Origin of the sequence: Salmonella sp. 741265050_HSA (assembly GCF_046569445.1) — a bacterium.
Classification (GTDB): domain Bacteria; phylum Pseudomonadota; class Gammaproteobacteria; order Enterobacterales; family Enterobacteriaceae; genus Salmonella; species Salmonella enterica.
This window is the reverse complement of record NZ_JBKFSV010000001.1, coordinates 511,090-530,414: the sequence shown is the minus strand read 5'-3', so window position 1 is coordinate 530,414 and position 19,325 is coordinate 511,090. Positions and strand designations below refer to the sequence as shown.

General features: G+C 53.0%; 19 protein-coding genes. 13 read left to right on the top strand and 6 right to left on the bottom strand.

What is annotated here, in order from left to right; all coding sequences use genetic code 11:
- The first annotated feature begins 98 nt into the window (after positions 1–98).
- From ydfG to ydfZ, 3 genes are all read left to right on the top strand, one after another.
- Positions 99–845, top strand: coding sequence for a bifunctional NADP-dependent 3-hydroxy acid dehydrogenase/3-hydroxypropionate dehydrogenase YdfG (gene ydfG, locus ACLD4F_RS02625; RefSeq protein ID WP_000636564.1), 747 nt, complete (start codon positions 99–101; stop codon positions 843–845).
- Between the two features lie 129 nt (positions 846–974).
- On the top strand, positions 975–1,661 hold the full coding sequence (locus tag ACLD4F_RS02620) for a GntR family transcriptional regulator (protein WP_000215562.1): 687 nt from the start codon (positions 975–977) through the stop codon (positions 1,659–1,661).
- Positions 1,662–1,841: 180 nt separating this feature from the next.
- Positions 1,842–2,045, top strand: a complete 204-nt coding sequence (ydfZ, locus tag ACLD4F_RS02615) for a putative selenium delivery protein YdfZ (RefSeq protein ID WP_000989267.1) — start codon at positions 1,842–1,844, stop codon at positions 2,043–2,045.
- 66 nt (positions 2,046–2,111) lie between these two features.
- On the opposite strand, the gene ACLD4F_RS02610 is transcribed toward ydfZ, so the two are convergent.
- The 5 genes from ACLD4F_RS02610 to ACLD4F_RS02590 all read right to left on the bottom strand — a co-directional run bounded on the left by ACLD4F_RS02610 (position 2,112) and on the right by ACLD4F_RS02590 (position 7,847).
- Positions 2,112–3,578 carry a mannitol dehydrogenase family protein gene (locus ACLD4F_RS02610; protein ID WP_411010663.1) on the bottom strand — a complete coding sequence of 489 codons (1,467 nt, stop codon included), beginning with the start codon at positions 3,576–3,578 and terminating at the stop codon, positions 2,112–2,114.
- A gap of 143 nt (positions 3,579–3,721) precedes the next feature.
- Entirely contained in the window at positions 3,722–5,101 is a 1,380-nt protein-coding gene (locus ACLD4F_RS02605; RefSeq protein ID WP_000192118.1) for an MFS transporter, read from the bottom strand.
- A gap of 53 nt (positions 5,102–5,154) precedes the next feature.
- Positions 5,155–6,174 (bottom strand): Zn-dependent oxidoreductase, encoded by a 1,020-nt coding sequence (locus tag ACLD4F_RS02600; RefSeq protein WP_411010662.1) that lies wholly within the window; start codon positions 6,172–6,174, stop codon positions 5,155–5,157.
- 10 nt (positions 6,175–6,184) lie between these two features.
- A complete protein-coding gene (gene rspA / locus ACLD4F_RS02595) occupies positions 6,185–7,399 on the bottom strand; it encodes a starvation-sensing protein RspA (RefSeq protein WP_023202403.1) in 1,215 nt (404 codons plus the stop codon).
- Between the two features lie 121 nt (positions 7,400–7,520).
- Positions 7,521–7,847, bottom strand: a complete 327-nt coding sequence (locus ACLD4F_RS02590) for a YnfA family protein (protein ID WP_000921389.1) — start codon at positions 7,845–7,847, stop codon at positions 7,521–7,523.
- Positions 7,848–7,999: 152 nt separating this feature from the next.
- Here ACLD4F_RS02590 and ACLD4F_RS02585 point away from each other — a divergent pair, with 152 nt between their 5' ends.
- Both ACLD4F_RS02585 and speG read left to right on the top strand, forming a co-directional pair.
- Positions 8,000–8,341, top strand: a complete 342-nt coding sequence (locus tag ACLD4F_RS02585; RefSeq protein WP_001527902.1) for a DUF1283 family protein — start codon at positions 8,000–8,002, stop codon at positions 8,339–8,341.
- Between the two features lie 35 nt (positions 8,342–8,376).
- Positions 8,377–8,937, top strand: coding sequence for a spermidine N1-acetyltransferase (gene speG, locus ACLD4F_RS02580; RefSeq protein WP_000199997.1), 561 nt, complete (start codon positions 8,377–8,379; stop codon positions 8,935–8,937).
- A gap of 40 nt (positions 8,938–8,977) precedes the next feature.
- Here the strand turns inward: speG and ACLD4F_RS02575 are convergent, their stop codons facing one another.
- Positions 8,978–9,688: a YnfC family lipoprotein gene (locus tag ACLD4F_RS02575; RefSeq protein WP_023257812.1), complete on the bottom strand. Its 711-nt coding sequence runs from the start codon at positions 9,686–9,688 to the stop codon at positions 8,978–8,980.
- Between the two features lie 103 nt (positions 9,689–9,791).
- Between ACLD4F_RS02575 and ACLD4F_RS02570 the strand changes: the two genes are divergently transcribed.
- From ACLD4F_RS02570 to osmX, 8 genes are all read left to right on the top strand, one after another.
- On the top strand, positions 9,792–10,100 hold the full coding sequence (locus ACLD4F_RS02570) for a DUF1161 domain-containing protein (protein WP_175268362.1): 309 nt from the start codon (positions 9,792–9,794) through the stop codon (positions 10,098–10,100).
- A 156-nt stretch (positions 10,101–10,256) separates the two neighbouring features.
- Positions 10,257–12,695, top strand: coding sequence for a selenate/tellurate reductase subunit YnfE (gene ynfE / locus ACLD4F_RS02565; protein ID WP_411010661.1), 2,439 nt, complete (start codon positions 10,257–10,259; stop codon positions 12,693–12,695).
- A 98-nt stretch (positions 12,696–12,793) separates the two neighbouring features.
- Positions 12,794–15,229: a DmsA/YnfE/YnfF family dimethyl sulfoxide reductase gene (gene ynfF / locus ACLD4F_RS02560; RefSeq protein ID WP_411010660.1), complete on the top strand. Its 2,436-nt coding sequence runs from the start codon at positions 12,794–12,796 to the stop codon at positions 15,227–15,229.
- Positions 15,230–15,239: 10 nt separating this feature from the next.
- The gene (gene dmsB / locus ACLD4F_RS02555; RefSeq protein ID WP_000213064.1) at positions 15,240–15,857 is read left to right on the top strand and encodes a dimethylsulfoxide reductase iron-sulfur subunit DmsB; all 618 of its coding nucleotides are present in this window, start codon (positions 15,240–15,242) and stop codon (positions 15,855–15,857) included.
- A 1-nt stretch (position 15,858) separates the two neighbouring features.
- Positions 15,859–16,716, top strand: a complete 858-nt coding sequence (locus ACLD4F_RS02550) for a dimethyl sulfoxide reductase anchor subunit family protein (protein ID WP_000534698.1) — start codon at positions 15,859–15,861, stop codon at positions 16,714–16,716.
- A gap of 42 nt (positions 16,717–16,758) precedes the next feature.
- Positions 16,759–17,373: a Tat proofreading chaperone DmsD gene (gene dmsD, locus ACLD4F_RS02545; RefSeq protein WP_411010659.1), complete on the top strand. Its 615-nt coding sequence runs from the start codon at positions 16,759–16,761 to the stop codon at positions 17,371–17,373.
- Positions 17,374–17,677: 304 nt separating this feature from the next.
- Positions 17,678–18,388: an osmoprotectant ABC transporter permease OsmY gene (gene osmY, locus ACLD4F_RS02540; RefSeq protein WP_000557304.1), complete on the top strand. Its 711-nt coding sequence runs from the start codon at positions 17,678–17,680 to the stop codon at positions 18,386–18,388.
- 28 nt (positions 18,389–18,416) lie between these two features.
- A complete protein-coding gene (gene osmX / locus ACLD4F_RS02535; protein WP_001211196.1) occupies positions 18,417–19,319 on the top strand; it encodes an osmoprotectant ABC transporter substrate-binding protein OsmX in 903 nt (300 codons plus the stop codon).
- The last annotated feature ends 6 nt before the right edge of the window (positions 19,320–19,325 follow it).

Sequence of the window (19,325 nt, the reverse complement as noted above, 5' to 3'; positions counted from 1 at the left end):
CCCCCTATGCTGACCGCAACCGTGTTAACCAGGATTACCCTTTCATAAACGCCGCGTGCTATGGTAATACAACACAAAAAGCGTTGAGGAACTGTGTGATGATCGTTTTAGTAACTGGAGCAACCGCAGGGTTTGGCGAGTGCATTGCACGCCGTTTTGTTGAGAATGGACATAAAGTCATTGCCACGGGACGTCGTCATGAACGCCTGCAAGCGTTAAAAGATGAGCTTGGCGAGAACGTATTGACCGCCCAACTGGACGTGCGCAACCGCGCGGCCATCGAAGAGATGATGGCCTCTCTGCCTGCGCAGTGGCGCGATATTGATGTGCTGGTCAATAACGCCGGTCTGGCGCTGGGTCTTGAACCGGCGCATAAAGCCAGCGTAGAAGACTGGGAAACTATGATCGATACTAATAATAAAGGCTTAATTTATATGACCCGCGCCGTACTGCCAGGAATGGTCGAACGTAATCGCGGTCATATCATTAACATCGGTTCAACCGCCGGCAGTTGGCCTTATGCTGGTGGCAACGTCTATGGCGCGACGAAAGCCTTTGTGCGCCAGTTTAGCCTGAATTTGCGCACGGATTTACACGGCACGGCGGTTCGCGTGACCGACATTGAACCGGGTCTGGTTGGCGGTACCGAGTTTTCCAGCGTCCGTTTCAAAGGCGACGATGAGAAAGCGGGTAAAACCTACGAAAATACCACCGCGCTCACGCCAGAAGACATTACCGAAGCGGTATGGTGGGTGGCCACACTCCCCGCGCATGTGAATATTAATACCGTTGAGATGATGCCTGTTACCCAATCCTTCGCAGGGCTTAGCGTCCACCGTAGCTAAGGGGTTATACCCGGTCTGCGGGCCGGGTAATCCCTGGCAAACGTATCTGCAACCAGAAACATGATCGGTATAGACCACCACGGAAAAGTGGTAGAGTATCCGGGTCAACCGCCTAAAAAGTAAGAATGAATGACCGTCGAAACGCAGCTTAACCCTACACAGCCTGTCAACCAGCAAATTTACCGTATTCTTCGGCGTGATATCGTGCATTGTCTGATCCCGCCTGGCACGCCGCTATCAGAAAAAGAGGTCTCAACCCGTTTTAACGTTTCGCGTCAACCGGTGCGCGAGGCTTTTATAAAGCTGGCGGAAAATGGGTTGATTCAAATCCGCCCTCAGCGCGGTAGTTATGTGAATAAGATTTCGCTTTCTCAGGTACAGAATGGCTGCTTTGTTCGGCAGGCGATCGAATGTGCGGTGGTCCGCCGTGCGGCGGCGATGATCACCGACAACCAGTGCTATCAACTGGCGCAAAACCTGCACCTGCAACATATTGCCATCGAGCGCAAACAGATTGATGATTTTTTCCAGCTTGATGACGATTTCCACCAAAAGCTGGCGCAGATCGCCGATTGCCAGTTAGCGTGGGATACCATTGAAAATATCAAAGCGACAATCGACCGGGTTCGCTATATGAGTCTGGATCATGTTTCTCCGCCGGAGATGTTGTTGCGCCAGCACCATGATATTTTCTCCGCGCTGGAAAATCGTGACGGCAATGCGGTTGAGAGCGCAATGACCCAGCATTTGCAGGAAATTAGCGAATCCGTTCAGCTTATCCGTCAGGAAAACAGCGGCTGGTTTAGCGAAGACTAACTCCCTTTAACGTCGGGGTGAGACGCCTTCTCCGCTTTCTCACCCTGCACATTCCCGCCTAAAAAGCCGTGAGCTTGATCAAAAACAAAAAAAATCCGCAACGATAAGCGTATTTATATGTCGCCCGTCATGCGGGGAAACCTGCGGGCTTTGGCAGTAAGTTTGAAAGGAGAAAACACCATGATGACATACGATCGTAACCGTAACGCAATCACTACCGGTAGCCGGGTCATGATAAGCGGCACGGGTCATACCGGGATTATCAAAGCCATTGAGAGCGAAGGTCTGGATGCAGGTCAAATTCGCCGCGGCAAAACGGTGATTGTCGAAGGTTGTGAAGGTAAATTCGCGCCGGTCGAACTGATTCGTCTTGGCATGAACTGATACCACTGGCCGCTAAGAACCGCTCCGGCCTTCCCGGTAGCATAATGCTACCGGGTCTCTGTTACGCTATTTCAACCGCTCGGCATATTTCGCCACGCTCGCTTTCGCGCCATATGTCAGTAAACTGTCATAGGCTTCTTGCACTTTTTGCGTAAACCGCGCCGCCTGCGGCAAATCGTTGCCGAAAATTTCAGCCATTCCCAGCAGCGCCTTAACACGACTGGCGCCTTCTTCACTGTTTGCCACGGCGCGCTGAATAACCGGCAATAGCGGATCGCTAATGTCGATGGCCTTGCCCTGTTCATCCACGCCGCCAACGTAACGCATCCACCCCGCCACGCCCAGCGCCAGCAAATCAAAATCGCTATGATTAGCAAGATGCCAGCGAACGGAGTCCAGCATACGCTGCGGAAGCTTCTGGCTGCCATCCATCGCAATCTGCCAGGTACGATGACGCAGCGCCGGATTACGGTAACGCGCAATCAACTGATCGGCATAACGCTGTAAATCTACCCCCTGGACTTTCAGCGTTGGCGCCTGCTCGCGTAACATTAACGCCTGCGCGGTCAGACGATAGTTGTCGTCATCCATACAGTCATTAATATGCTGATAGCCGGCAAGATATCCCAGATAAGCCAGGAAAGAATGACTGCCGTTAAGCATCCGCAGTTTCATCTCTTCAAACGGAACCACGTCGGCGACCAACGTCGCGCCCGCGTTTTCCCACTGCGGACGACCCGCCACAAACGTATCTTCTATCACCCACTGACGAAACGGCTCACAGGCGACACCCGCCGGATCGCGCACGCCGGTCAGTTGTTCGATTTTATCCAGCGTCTCCGGCGTGACCGCAGGGACAATCCGATCAACCATGGTTGACGGAAATGTCACGTTTTGCTCGATCCATATCGCCAGTTCCGCATCCACCTCCCGGGCGTAAGCCGTCACAACCTGACGCGTCACATGCCCATTTTCCGGCATGTTGTCGCAGGACATCACGGTAAATGCCGGTAAGCCTGCGGCTTTACGACGCGCTAACGCTTCAACAATAATACCCGGTACCGTTAGCGGTTGATGCGGATTTTGCAGGTCGGCGGCAATCATGGGATGTTCCAGCAGAAGTTGGCCCGTGGCTGGCGAATGACAATACCCTTTCTCGGTAATGGTCAGAGACACAATCGCTATTTGCGGTTCGCACATCGCCGCCAGCACACGTTCCAGACCATCAACCTGGACATGCAACGCCGCTTTGACGACGCCCACCACACGCACCGTCCAGGCTTCCGCCGACATCTCCGCCACGGTATAGAGGTTATCCTGCTGCTTTAGATCGGCAATCTGCTGTTCGCCGCCAATAAGATTAACCTCATAATAGCCCCAGTCGCTATGCTGCTCCGCAGCCAGAATATCTGTATAAACCCCCTGATGCGCGCGATGAAACGCGCCAAAACCGAGATGGACCATCCGCGCCGCCAGCGCCGCGCGATCGTAATCAGGAAGCGTCGCCTTTGCCGATAAAAGCCTGTTTTGCATTTTATAACCTCTATATTCTGAAAGCGGAACAGTCGCAGAGTAACGCCTGCCCTGGTGCATTTGGATTTACGCTAATTAAACAAAAGTGACCGGACAGCATGGCCGAAACCGCATTAGCGTTCCGGCCATACCGTCGACACGATTTAACTCGTCTGGGTTGCGGAGTGGCGTAACTTCTCTGCCGCTGTCGCTTCCGCCGCATCCTCAGGCAGACTCAGGTCGCGATCTCTGACCTCCGGCATCAACAGCGCAGAAATCAGACCAATACACGAGTAGAGCACCAGCATAATTAAGATGGGCAGCCAGGAATCGGTCATGTTACAAAAGATCCCTGCGAGGACGGGGCCAAAGCCAACCGCCACCAGGCCCCCTGCCTCTTTTGAAATCGCCATCCGGGTGAAGCGATTACGCGATCCGAAAATTTCCGCCATGGTGATGTTTTCCAGCGCAAATAATCCCAGCACGGCAAAGTTATGAATAACAATGAGCGCCGCCATAATTACGCCAGGGCTATACGTTTTATCTACCACAATAGACAGCATCGGCCAGGCGAGGATAATCGCGGAGATATTCAATATTATATACGGCAGCCGACGACCGTATTTATCGGACAACCACCCCAAGAGTGGGATAGTGATAAAACCAATTACGGAACTTATCATTAACGCATCGGTTGGGATAGATTTGTTAAATAATAACGTCTGAACTAAATATCCGGCAAGGAAGGTTTGAATAAGCCCCGAATTCCCCGCTTGTCCAAAACGTAAACCGGTGGCCAGCCAGAAAGATTTGCTGGTAAACATCGCGCCCAATGTATTTTCTGACGCAGGCGTTAACGCTGGCGATTTTTCGCCTTCGCTTACTTTTTCGAATACCGGGCTTTCTTTCAGATTCATTCGCAGCCAGATCGCGAATATCATAACAACGACGCTCGCCAGGAAAGGAATACGCCATCCCCAGGCGATCAGTTGTTCGCGTTCAAGCGCAAAGAACATCACCGCCCAGATCGCCGTCGCGCTCAACGTACCGCAGTTGGTGCCCATCGCGACCAGCGAGGAAATGATGCCACGCTTTCCTTTCGGCGCATACTCGGCCAGCATGGTACCCGCGCCGGAAATTTCCGCCCCGGCGCCCAGCCCCTGTATAATTCGCAATGTTACCAGTAATACTGGCGCAAAAATGCCGATTTGCGCATACGTCGGCAGTACGCCAATCAGCGTGGTGCAGATCCCCATCATGGTGATAGTAATAAACAATACTTTTTTTCGTCCGATGCGGTCGCCCATTTTACCAAAAACAAAGGCGCCGATAATTCTGGCTATATAACCTGCACCATAGGTGCCCATTGCCAGAATAAGCGCCATCGCGGCAGACTGTTCCGGGAAAAATATCTCATGGAAGACCAGAGCCGCGCCTAGTGAATATAACTGAAAATCCATAAATTCAAGCGCGGTGCCTAACCAGCCAGATACGGCAGCGCGCACTAAATCCTGAGTCGATCGTTCATGTTTTATTTGTGTCATATAGGCAATCTCTAAGAGGTAAGATGCGTACCACTTACTCGCAATTATTTATATTATTTCGCAAACGTGAGTAAGACTTTGCAGCATTGACGCTGGTCTTTCTCGAAAAGCTCAATCGCGTCGGTGACATGTTGATAATCAAATGTATGCGTTATCAGCTTATCCGGATCAATAAGCCCTTTATTCAGCCAGTCAATCACGACCGGGAATTTATTGGCATTAAGACGCGATGAATAAATAGCCAGCTCTTTTCCGGTAATACCCTGCTGTACAATCTCACACGGGTCGCTGGAAAATCCCATCAGGACAATGCGTGCCGCAGGCGATGCGAGGGTAATCGCCTCTTGCAGGATAGCGGGATGACAGGCGGCATCGACAATCAAGGTCGGCTTTAGCGCCTTCTGCTGTAGAAATTCCGCCAGTGAATGTTGACCATTATTGAGGGTCCAGTCAGCGCCGCTCTGCTTCGCCATCGCTAAACGTTCTTCAATGCGATCAACGACTATGACGGTTTTAACCTGATAAACCCCTTTCAGCGCCTGTACGGTCGTCAGTCCCATCGGGCCTGCGCCATAGATAAGCGCCACGTCCTGTTCGGTTGGATTCACCTGCCCCGTCACATTTGCCGCAATGGTAAACGGCTCAACCATGACGGCATGATGGTCTGCGATGTTGTCCGGTATGCGATAAGCATTACGGGACGGCGCCACCGCATACTCGCTGAAACCGCCGTCACGATGCACGCCCAGCACCACCAGCGAGGTACACACATTGGGTTTACCGACTGAACAAGGGTAACAATGCCCGCAACTGATCACCGGATCGACGGATACCCGTTCTCCTATCCGGTCGCGATTGACGTTGTCGCCTACCGCGTCGATGACACCGAAAAATTCATGGCCTATGACACGGGGATATTTTGCAAAGGGATTATGTCCCCGATAAATATGACTGTCGGAACCGCAGATACCCGCCAGTTTCACTTTAATACGAACTTCACCCGGCGCAGGCTGCGGAAGCGCGCGCGTTTCGATAGTTAATGTATTCGGTTTTTCGATTACGATGCTTTTCATTTTTCGCTCCTTACCAGTTCCACAGTGTGCCGTCTTCCAGGCGGGCCACCGGCAAATAGGCTGGATCGTACGGATATTTCGCCGCCAGTTTTTCATCGAACTCAATGCCCAGTCCTGGCTTGTCGCCCGGATGCATATAGCCGCCCTCGAACGTCCAGTTATGCGGGAAAACCTCCAGCATCTGTTCGGAGTAGCCCATAAACTCCTGCACACCAAAGTTAGGCACCCACAGGTCGAAATGTAATGCAGCGGCCATACAAACCGGCGACAGATCGGACGGCCCATGCGAACCGGTACGCACCTGGTAGAGCGAGGCAAAATCGGCAATGCGGCGCATCCCGGTAATACCACCGGCATGGGTAAGCGTGGTGCGGATATAGTCAATCAATTGCTCTTCAATGAGCTGTTTGCAATCCCAGATACTGTTAAAGACTTCGCCTACCGCAATCGGCGTGACCGTATGCTGGCGGATGAGGCGGAAGCACGCCTGATTTTCAGCCGGCGTCGGATCTTCCATCCAGAACAAACGATAGTCTTCAATACATTTGCCAAAGCGGGCAGCCTCAATAGGCGTCAGTCGGTGATGCATATCGTGCAGAAGATGTTCATTAAAACCGAACGTATTACGCACGGCGTCAAACAGCTTTGGCGTAAAATCGAGATACTTTTCCGTTGACCACAACTGTTCTTCCGGCCACTGGCCTTTTGTCGCGGGCTCATAGGCCAGCCCCTTGCCTTTCGCCATGCCGTAGGTGGTTTTCATCCCCGGAACGCCGCACTGCACGCGGATTGCTTTGAACCCTTGCTCTTTATGACGCGCGTAGTCTTCCAGCACATCGTCGATGGTGTGGCCTGTGGTATGGCAATACACCATGACGCCTTCACGAGAAGCGCCGCCGAGTAACTGATACAACGGCATATTGGCGGCTTTGGCTTTAATATCCCATAGCGCCATATCAACCGCGGAAATGGCGGACATGGTGACAGGGCCACGGCGCCAGTACGCGCCTTTGTAGAAGAACTGCCAGATATCTTCGATGCGGCGAGCATCCCGCCCGATGAGCTGTGGGCACAGGTGATCGGTAAGGTACGAGGCCACCGGGAGCTCGCGTCCGTTCAGGGTGGCATCCCCCAGACCGGTGAGCCCGTCTTCCGTGGTTATCTTTAAGGTGACGAAGTTACGCCCTGGACACGTAACAAAAACTTCAGCCCCTACAATCTTCATTTTTATTCCTTACATCGCATTATGGGATGCAGGAAATTTACCCAACTGAGCTACTACCATACAAGTATATTGATGTAAAAAGCGCTGCCAGATCACAAAATGTTCTGGTCGCGCGGCAATGTTACGTACGTCCCCATCCGACGACGATAATCAGCATTCCACACAGCGCGATCAGCGCGCCGCACCAGTCATAAACCGTGAGCCGGACGCCATCGACAACACGTAACCACAGGAGCGCAGTACAGACATATACCCCACCGTAAGCCGCATAAACCCGCCCACTCGCCGCCGGATGCAAGGTCAAAAGCCAGACGAATAACGCAAGTGACGCGGCGGCGGGCAGAAGCCACCACACGCTGGCGCCGCGCTTAAGCCATAGCCAGGGAAGAAAACATCCAATGATTTCACAGAGGGCGGTGACAAAGAAAAGCAGAGTCGTCTTTAGCATGAGATTCATTTGGTTACGAAATGATAAGTGATAATACAACAGAATATCGTTACGGTTATCCGGCCATTCTTGTGTATATGCCAGGCATAAGGATTGGTGTAGAATTTACAGGTGGTTTACCGCTTTTTCCCCTCTAATGAAAGGATGTTGTGATGAACAATACGCTGAGCAAACGCCTGTGCCTGACGGCAATGCTTACGTTGGCGGCCGTTATATATACTACTTCCGCATTCGCTGAAACCAGTAAACTGGTGATTGAATCGGGAGATAGCGCACAAAGTCGTCAGGAAGCGGCGATGGAAAAGGAACAATGGAACGACACTCGCAGTCTGCGTCAGAAAGTGAATACCCGCGCAGAAAAAGAGTGGGACAAAGCCGATGCCGCCTTTGATAACCGCGATAAATGCGAGCAAAGCGCCAACATCAACGCCTATTGGGAGCCCAATACGCTGCGGTGTCTGGATCGTCGTACAGGTCGCGTTATTACGCCCTGATGCAGGATAACTAAAAGGAAGTGTAAGGATACAGTATGACAAGTGACTATAAGGTCAGACTGCGCCCGCTTGAGCGTGAAGATTTACGATTTGTCCACCAGCTTGATAATAATGCCAGCGTTATGCGTTACTGGTTTGAAGAGCCGTATGAGGCTTTTGTCGAACTGTCGGATCTCTACGACAAACACATCCACGACCAAAGCGAACGGCGCTTTGTCGTCGAATGCGACGGTGAAAACGCCGGGCTGGTAGAACTGGTGGAAATTAACCATGTGCATCGGCGGGCGGAATTTCAGATTATTATCTCGCCGGAGTACCAGGGAAAAGGCCTGGCGTCACGCGCGGCCAAACTGGCGATGGATTACGGATTTACCGTACTCAATCTCTATAAATTGTATTTGATCGTCGATAAAGAGAATGAAAAAGCGATTCACATCTACCGTAAACTCGGGTTTAGAGTAGAAGGCGAGCTGATTCATGAGTTCTTCATTAACGGCGAATACCGTAACACCATCCGCATGTGTATCTTCCAGCAGCAGTATCTGGATGAACATAAAACGTCCGGTTCTACGCTCCTGAAACCCACCGCGCAGTAAACGCGGCGCGGTAGTCACGGAGAATCGCACCGCGCCCGGTTTAGTAGTAATCGATACGATTTTTAATGGTGTAATGGTGGGATACTGCCGGCTTAACGCTCTCATCGACGATAACAAGCCGGCAGTCAACAGGGTTCGCGTACGCATCATATTCGCAGCTCTGTGTGACGTTGCCGACCTGTCGATCATCCACCCGGCTGACTGCCGTGTAATCCAGCTTTTTACGCGGGTCCGCGGAGGGTTTTGCCGTCACAGAGAGCGTATTCTGCGAGTTTATGGTTGTCTTACCTAGCGGATAACCTTCGCTATCATAGCGATACTCGACTTTCATCTCTTTGCCCGTCGCCGATACCACAAAACCGTTGTCGTCCGTTTCCCAGGTCACGCCCGCCGAAGGCAACGCCGCCAGCTGGCACTTCCCCTGTAACTGCACCTTTTTTTCCAGCGTCTGAGCATCCCGGTAATAATTGGCATCCAGCACGAGCGCCAGCCCCGTATTATTCTCCAGATCGTGTAACTCAAGCGTATCAAAACAGCCTTCCTGTGAAAGCGTACCGGTGACCTGCTTCGCCACTTCGCCATTCTCACTCATCAATGTCTGGCTGAAATCCTTTACCGGACCACGTAATGGATCAAAATCAAATTCGTTCGAAAAACTGGCCATTTCCGGCGTAAAAGTCTCAAGGGATTTCGGGTTATCACAACCTGCCAGTATCATGCACAATAACGTCAGTAAAAGGGGTTTCTTCACACGTATCACCAGGATGAAAAGATATTTATCATCATATTAGCAAATACAGTTATTTACACGAAAAATGCTAAGCTTAGAACATCGTCATTAATCACAGGAGTTCATGATGAAAATCGCAACTGCAATAGCCACTCTGGCGTTAGTCAGCGCCCCCTCGCTGGTGATGGCGGCACCGGGATCGTGCGAGAGAGTAAAAAGCGATATTGAACAACGTATCATCAATAACGGCGTGCCGGCGGATAATTTTACGCTCACTATCGTTCCTAACGACCAGGCCGATCAGCCGGACTCACAGGTGGTGGGCCATTGCGCGAACGACACGCATAAAATTCTTTATACCCGCACCAGCAGCGGCAATGCGCCAGCCAATACCTCTCCCGCTCAGGACGGTTCATCCGCCGAACCGCAATAACCTCCTCCTGCCCTCCGGGTCCGGAGGGTAACGCTCTTTGACATGGATTAATAATCCTTACTCCCAAAGGGGTAAACTCATTACATCATTAGCATGTTAATAATTTCGTTATAGTTATCAATATATAGCGAAATAATAACGACAATGGAGTGAGTGATGCCCGGAGAAAAGCAACAAACAGGCGTTAGCCGCAGGACGTTAGTGAAATCAGCGGCGCTTGGCTCACTGGCGCTGGCTGCCGGAGGCGTATCTTTACCGTTTGGGATGCGTACCGCGGCCGCGGCGGTGCAGCAGGCCATGCGCAACGAAGAAGATAAAATCGTCTGGGGCGCCTGTTCGGTCAACTGCGGCAGTCGCTGCGCCCTGCGTCTGCATGTAAAAGATAATGAAGTCTGGTGGGTTGAAACTGATAATACTGGCGACGATGTCTACGGCAATCATCAGGTTCGCGCCTGTCTGCGGGGCCGTTCAATCCGTCGGCGCATTAACCATCCGGATCGCCTTAACTATCCCATGAAACGCGTTGGCCGCCGCGGCGAAGGCAAATTTGAACGCATTAGCTGGCAGGAAGCACTGGACACCATTAGCGCCAGCCTGAAAAAGACCGTAGAGACCTACGGTAATGAAGCCGTTTATATCCACTATTCATCCGGCATCGTAGGCGGCAACATAACCCGCTCGTCGCCTGCCGCCTCGCCGGTGAAGCGTTTGATGAACTGCTACGGCGGTTCGTTGAATCAATACGGCTCATACAGTACCGCGCAAATTTCTTGCGCCATGCCCTACACCTATGGCTCCAACGACGGCAACAGCACGTCTGATATCGAAAACAGTAAACTGGTGGTCATGTTCGGCAATAATCCGGCTGAAACACGCATGAGCGGCGGCGGCATTACCTGGTTTCTGGAGCAAGCGCGTGAACGCTCAAATGCGCGCATGATCGTGATAGATCCGCGCTATACCGATACCGCTGCCGGACGTGAAGACGAGTGGATACCTATTCGCCCCGGCACCGACGCCGCGCTGGTGGCGGGAATTGCCTGGGTATTGATTAACGAAAATCTCGTTGACCAGCCTTTTCTCGACAACTATTGCATCGGCTACGATGAAAAGACCCTTCCGGCTGACGCGCCCCCCAATGGCCATTATAAGGCTTATATTTTGGGCCAGGGCGAGGACGGTATCGCCAAAACGCCGCAGTGGGCATCGCATATTACCGGCATCCCCGCCGATCGGATTATCAAACTGGCGCGCGAGATAGGTAGCGTCAAGCCGGCCTACATCTGTCAGGGTTGGGGCCCGCAGCGTCAGGCGAACGGCGAACAAACCGCTCGCGCCATCGCCATGTTACCGATTCTGACCGGCAACGTCGGCATTCATGGCGGTAATAGCGGCGCACGCGAATCCACTTACACCATTACCATTGAACGTCTGCCGGTCCTGGAGAATCCCGTTAAAACCGCCATCTCCTGCTTTAGCTGGACGGACGCCATTGCGCGCGGCCCGGAAATGACCGCCCTGCGCGACGGCGTACGCGGCAAAGATAAGCTGGATGTCCCGATCAAATTTCTATGGAACTACGCTGGCAACACCCTGATTAATCAGCATTCGGATATTAATAAAACCCATGAAATTCTTCAGGATGAAGCAAAATGCGAAATGATTGTGGTCATCGACAATTTTATGACCTCTTCCGCGAAGTACGCTGATATTTTACTGCCGGATCTCATGACCGTCGAACAGGAGGATATCATCCCCAATGATTACGCCGGCAATATGGGATATCTGATTTTTATCCAACCGGCGACGACGCCTAAGTTCGAGCGCAAGCCCATCTACTGGGTACTCAGCGAAATCGCCAAACGCCTCGGCGACGATGTGTATCAGCGGTTTACCGAAGGCCGTACACAGGCGCAATGGCTGCAATATCTGTACGCCAAAATGCAGGCAAGAGATCCGGCATTGCCCGCGTATGACGAGCTAAAAAAAATGGGCATCTATAAACGCAAAGATCCCAACGGCCATTTTGTCGCCTATAAAAAATTTCGTGAAGATCCGCAGGCCAATCCGTTAAAAACGCCGTCCGGTAAAATCGAAATCTACTCGAGCCAACTCGCTCACATCGCCAGTACCTGGGAGCTGGCGGAAGGCGACGTGATAAGCCCACTGCCGATTTATACCCCTACTTTTGAAGGATGGGACGATCCGAAGCGGAGCACCTTCCCGCTACAGCTGTTTGGTTTTCACTATAAATCCCGTACCCATTCAAGCTACGGCAATATTGATGTTCTGCAGGCTGCCTGTCGCCAGGAGGTGTGGATAAATCCGCTCGATGCGCAAAAACGCGGTATCGCGAATGGCGATAGGGTTCGCGTCTTTAACGATCGTGGAGAGGTGCGTCTACCCGCCAAAGTCACGCCGCGTATTCTGCCGGGCGTCAGCGCGATGGGTCAGGGCGCATGGCATAATGCGGATATGGCTGGCGATAAAATTGACCACGGCGCCTGCATCAATACGCTCACGACGCTGCGTCCTTCCCCCCTGGCAAAAGGGAATCCTCAACATACAAATCTGGTGGAAATCGAAAAAATCTAAGCCGCCTGCTCCGGGACGTTTTTACGCGCCCGGCGCTCCCCGTTTTGCGAACACAACGACATTTAAAACTCTTTTTTGGATGAGCATAGTGAGCTGTTATGAAAATCACCAACCCTGAGGCATTAATGGCGGCCAGTATCAGCCGACGAAGCCTGGTGAAAACCTCCGCTATCGGTAGCCTTGCGCTTGCCAGTAGCGCTTTCACCCTTCCGTTCTCCCGCATCGCCCACGCCGCAGCAGACCTCGCATCTGGCAATGTGGCAGAAAAAGCGGTCTGGAGTTCATGTACCGTTAACTGCGGCAGCCGCTGCCTGCTGCGCCTGCACGTAAAAGATGACACCGTATATTGGGTTGAATCAGATACCACGGGCAACGATGAATATGGCAACCATCAGGTACGCGCCTGCCTGCGCGGTCGTTCTATTCGTCGCCGGATGAATCATCCCGATCGCCTGAAATATCCGATGAAACGCGTTGGTAAACGAGGAGAAGGCAAATTCGAACGTATCAGTTGGGATGAAGCGTTGGATACCATCGGCGATAACCTGAAACGTATCCTCAAGGATTACGGCAACGAAGCGGTACATGTGCTTTACGGTACCGGCGTGGACGGCGGCAATATTACCAATTCTAACGTACCGTATCGCCTGATGAACGCCTGCGGCGGCTATCTCAGCCGTTACGGTAGCTACAGCACAGCCCAAATCAGCGCGGCCATGAGCTATATGTTCGGCGGCAACGACGGCAACAGTCCGGATGATATCGCCAATACAAAACTGGTGGTGATGTTTGGCAATAACCCCGCGGAAACACGTATGAGCGGCGGCGGCGTGACATACTATGTCGAACAGGCGCGCGAGCGCTCCAACGCCAGGATGATCGTGATTGACCCGCGTTATAACGACACTGCTGCCGGCCGCGAAGACGAGTGGCTGCCGATTCGCCCAGGTACCGATGGCGCGCTGGCGGCGGCAATCGCCTGGGTGCTGATTACCGAAGATCTTATTGATAAACCGTTTCTGGATAAATACTGCATCGGCTACGACGAAACCACTCTGCCCGCCTCGGCCCCGCGTAACACGCACTATAAAGCCTATATTTTGGGTCAGGGCGACGACGGTATCGCCAAAACGCCGCAATGGGCCGCGCAGATTACCAGTATTCCGGCGGAAAAAATCATTCAACTGGCGCGGGAAATCGGCTCGGCGAAACCGGCTTACATTTGCCAGGGCTGGGGACCGCAACGCCACTCTAACGGGGAGCAGACCGCACGCGCAATCGCCATGCTGTCTGTACTCACCGGTAACGTCGGCATAAATGGCGGTAATTCCGGCGTGCGCGAAGGCACCTGGGATCTGGGCGTCGAATGGTTTTCTATGCTGGAGAACCCGGTAAAAACCCAGATTTCGGTCTTTACCTGGACCGACGCTATCGATCATGGCGCGGAAATGACCGCCACACGCGACGGCGTGCGGGGAAAAGACAAGCTCGACGTGCCGATCAAATTTTTGTGGTGCTACGCCAGTAATACGCTGATCAATCAGCATGGCGACATCGCCCACACCCACGAGGTGCTTCAGGACGACAGTAAATGTGAAATGATCGTCGGCATCGAGCACTTTATGACCGCGTCGGCAAAATATTGCGACATTCTGCTGCCTGATTTAATGCCGACCGAGCAGGAAGATCTGATTTCCCACGAATCCGCAGGCAATATGGGCTATGTCATTCTTGGTCAGCCCGCCACCTCGCCGAAATTTGAAAGAAAGCCCATTTACTGGACGCTCAGTGAAGTGGCTAAACGGCTTGGTCCGGACGTATACCAGACCTTCACAGAAGGCCGCACGCAGCATGAGTGGGTCAAATACCTGCACGCAAAAACCAAAGCGCGTAACCCGGAAATGCCGGATTACGAAGAGATGAAACAAACAGGGATTTTCAAGAAAAAATGCCCGGAGGAGCACTACGTCGCTTTCCGCGCCTTCCGCGAAGACCCTGCCGCCAACCCACTGAAAACGCCGTCCGGTAAAATCGAAATCTATTCCGAGCGTCTGGCAACCCTCGCCGACACGTGGGAGCTGAAGAAAGATGAGATTATCCATCCTTTACCCGCCTATACGCCAGGCTTTGACGGTTGGGACGATCCGCTTCGTCAGCGCTACCCGCTACAGCTAACCGGCTTCCACTATAAAGCGCGTACCCACTCCAGCTACGGCAATATCGACGTCCTGCAACAGGCATGTCCGCAGGAGATCTGGATCAACCCGATTGATGCGCAAGCGCGCGGCATTCAGCACGGCGACACCGTGCGGGTCTTTAACCAGAACGGACAGATGCTCATTCCGGCAAAAGTCACGCCGCGCATATTGCCTGGCGTCACCGCTATCGGCCAGGGCGCCTGGTTAAATGCCGACATGTTTGGCGACAAAGTCGATCGCGGCGGCTCCATTAACATTCTGACGTCGCACCGACCTTCCCCACTGGCGAAAGGTAATCCGTCACACAGTAATCTTGTTCAGGTTGAAAAGGCGTAAGGAGTAACCGATGACAACCCAGTATGGATTTTTTATTGATTCCAGCCGTTGCACCGGTTGCAAAACCTGCGAACTGGCCTGCAAGGACTACAAAGATCTCACTCCCGACGTCAGCTTCCGCCGCATTTATGAGTATGCGGGCGGTGACTGGCAGGAAGATAACGGCGTCTGGCACCAGAACGTCTTTGCCTATTATCTCTCCATTTCATGCAACCACTGCGAAGACCCGGCCTGTACCAAAGTCTGCCCGAGCGGCGCGATGCACAAGCGCGATGACGGTTTTGTGGTGGTGAACGAAGAGGTCTGTATCGGCTGCCGCTACTGCCACATGGCCTGCCCGTACGGCGCGCCGCAGTACAACGCCGCCAAAGGTCATATGACCAAGTGCGACGGCTGTTATGACCGTGTCGCTGACGGCAAGAAACCGATCTGCGTCGAATCCTGTCCGCTGCGGGCGCTGGATTTCGGCCCGATAGACGAACTGCGCAAAAAACACGGTGAGCTGGCTGCCGTCGCGCCGCTGCCGCGCGCGCATTTCACGAAGCCGAATATTGTGATTAAACCCAACGCCAACAGCCGCCCGACTGGGGACACCACCGGTTATCTGGCCAATCCGAAGGAGGTATAAGATGGGAAGTGGATGGCATGAATGGCCGTTGATGATCTTCACGGTCTTTGGTCAGTGCGTGGTCGGCGCGTTAATCGTTAGCGGACTGGGCTGGCTGACGGCAAAAGACGATACCATCGCCCGTCAGCGCATCGTGCGTAGCATGTTTTTTCTGTGGCTGGTGATGGGACTGGGATTCCTCGCGTCGATTATGCATCTCGGCTCGCCGATGCGCGCGTTTAACTCGCTTAACCGCGTAGGCGCTTCCGCACTGAGTAATGAAATCGCCGCAGGATCGGTGTTCTTTGCCGTAGGCGGCATCTGGTGGCTGGTGGCGGTACTCGGTAAAATGCCCCCGGCGCTGGGTAAAGTGTGGCTGCTGGTCAGTATGGCGCTCGGCGTTGCATTCATCTGGGCAATGACGCTCGTTTATCAGATAGATACCGTGCCAACCTGGTATAATGGCTACACCACGCTGGCCTTTTTCCTCACGGCATTCCTGTGCGGCCCGGTGTTTGCGGCGCTACTGCTACGCATCGCGCGCGTCCCATTTTGCAGCGTGACGTTTGCCAGTATTAGCGGCCTGGCGTTGGTGGTGTGCGTGGCGGTCATCGTATTACAAGGGCTGTCTCTCTCAACCATTCACAGTTCCGTGCAACAGGCCAGCCATCTCGCACCGGATTACGGTATGCTACAGGTCTGGCGCATTGTCTTGCTTGCTGCCGGATTAGGCTGCTGGCTATGTCCGCTAATCCGTCGCCGCGAACCGCATACCGTTGGTTTGCTGCTCGGTGTCGTGCTGGTGCTGGCAGGCGAAATTATTGGCCGCGGACTTTTTTATGGCCTGCATATGACCGTAGGTATGGCCGTCGCAGGTTAATTTATGCGTGCGGGGCGACCCGCACCTTTCGGGATTGTTTGAATGACCACTTTTTTACAACGTGATGATTTTTCAGTAACGGCGCGTGTTCTTGGCGCGTTGTTTTATTATTCGCCGGAAAGCCACGAAACCGCTCCTCTGGTTCAGGCGCTATTAACCGACGACTGGCAGGCGCAGTGGCCGCTTGATGCCGAGGCGCTTGCGCCTGTGGCGGCTATGTTTAAGACCCATAGCGAAGAGTCGTTGCCACAGGCCTGGCAGCGTCTGTTTATCGGCCCTTACGCTCTGCCGTCTCCGCCGTGGGGTTCCGTCTGGCTGGATCGTGAGAGCGTATTATTTGGCGATTCTACATTGGCGCTACGTCAGTGGATGCGCGAAAACGGAATTCAGTTTGTAATGCAGCAAAACGAGCCAGAAGATCATTTTGGGTCGCTGTTGCTGCTGGCGGCCTGGCTTGCCGAGAATGGCCGTCATCATGAATGCGAACAACTCCTGGCCTGGCATCTGTTTCCGTGGTCGTCCCGCTTTCTGGACGTATTTATCGATCATGCCGGGCATCCGTTTTATCAGGCGTTGGGGCAACTGGCGCGTCTGACGCTGGCGCAATGGCAAGCTCAACTCATTATTCCCGTCGCTGTAAAACCGTTATTCCGTTAATCCCCACAAAAGGCAGGATTTTACCTGCCTTTTCTCCCATTGCGGCCTATTTTTATCTACAAAAAGTGACAACGTCACACCACGCTTCTATTTTTAAGATAATTCTTTATCGTGAATGTTCACCCTAAGCCGCATAAGGGCAAAACATAATTGTTAATAGATGTTTAACAGTGTTAAACATCACGCTCCGCTGGAATCCTTCCCAACCTGTTGCTATAGCTCAAAGCACCCTGCCGGAACATGGCATAACAACACGCGACTCTTAACGTCGCCATAACACATGCAAACAGGGAGACACACCGCAATGCACACCCTCACCCTAAAACGCGTACTTGGGTTCACTATCGTCATTTTGCTGTTACTGGCGCTGTTTATCTGGGGAATCGGTCTGGAGACGCTGAAAGCGCGTCAGGTCGATCTGCTGTATCTCGGACAACGGCATTTGATGCTGGTCTTTACGTCCATGTTTTTTGCTTTACTGGTCGGTATCCCGAGCGGGATTTTACTCAGCCGACCTGCGGCAAAAGGATTTGCTGAATATGTCATGCAAATCTTTAATGTTGGTAATACCTTGCCGCCGCTAGCCGTTCTGGCCTTAGCGATGGTGATTATCGGGATCGGCGATACCCCCGCTATTGTCGCGCTATTTCTGGCCTCCCTTCTGCCTATCGTCCGCAATACCTATGCGGGCCTCTGTTCCGTTCCCGCCTCACTGATTGAAGCGGCGAACGGGATTGGGATGACAAAATGGCAGCGGCTTCGTCAGGTAGAGCTACCTAATGCGTGGCCAGTGATGCTGTCCGGTATTCGCATCGCGACCGCCATCAATGTCGGCACCGCGCCGCTGGCCTTTCTGATCGGCGCCAGCAGCTACGGCGAGCTGATTTTCCCGGGGATTTATCTCAACGATTTTCCGACGTTGATCCTCGGCGCAACGGCCACGGCGTTATTCGCGCTGATTCTTGACACTCTGCTTGCCTGGTTTGGGCGACGCCTTAGCCCTCATACCGTCTGAACGCATAAATAACAATAAGGAGCGTTAAATGAGATTCAAAAAACACCTGTTGGGATGGCTTGCCACAACGCTGTTGTTCAGTAGCCAGACGCAGGCCGCGCCGCTGGTTCTCGCCACCAAAAGCTTTACCGAGCAGCATATTCTTTCCGCTATGACCGTTCAGTATTTGCAGAAGAAAGGCTTTCAGGTTCAGCCGCAAACCAATATCGCCGCGGTGATTTCACGTAATGCGATGGTGAATAAACAAATTGATATTACCTGGGAATATACCGGTACATCGCTGATTATTTTCAACCGTATCGATAAGCGCATGAGCCCACAGGAAACCTACGATACGGTAAAACGCCTGGATGCGAAGCTGGGCCTGGTATGGCTCAAACCGGCTGACATGAACAATACTTACGCGTTCGCGATGCAGCGCAAACGCGCCGAGTCGGAAAATATCACCACCATCTCGCAAATGGTGGCAAAAATCGAACAAGTCCGGCAGAACGATCCTGACCACAACTGGATGCTCGGCCTCGATCTGGAATTTGCCGGGCGCAGCGACGGGATGAAGCCCCTTCAGCAAGCCTATCAGATGCAGCTTGATCGCCCGCAAATACGACAGATGGACCCAGGGCTGGTCTATAACGCCGTTCGGGATGGGCTGGTTGACGCCGGGCTGGTCTATACCACCGACGGACGGGTGAAAGGGTTTGATCTGAAAGTGCTGGAAGACGATAAAGGCTTCTTCCCAAGTTACGCTGTCACGCCAGTGGTGCGTAAAGAGGTGCTGGAAGCCAATCCTGGCCTTGATGACGCCTTAAACACCCTTTCCGGCCTGCTCAATAACGATGTGATATCGACCCTAAACGCCCAGGTCGATATCGAACATCGCACGCCGCAACAGGTAGCCCATCAATTTTTGCAGGACAAAGGTCTGCTGTAAGGAGCG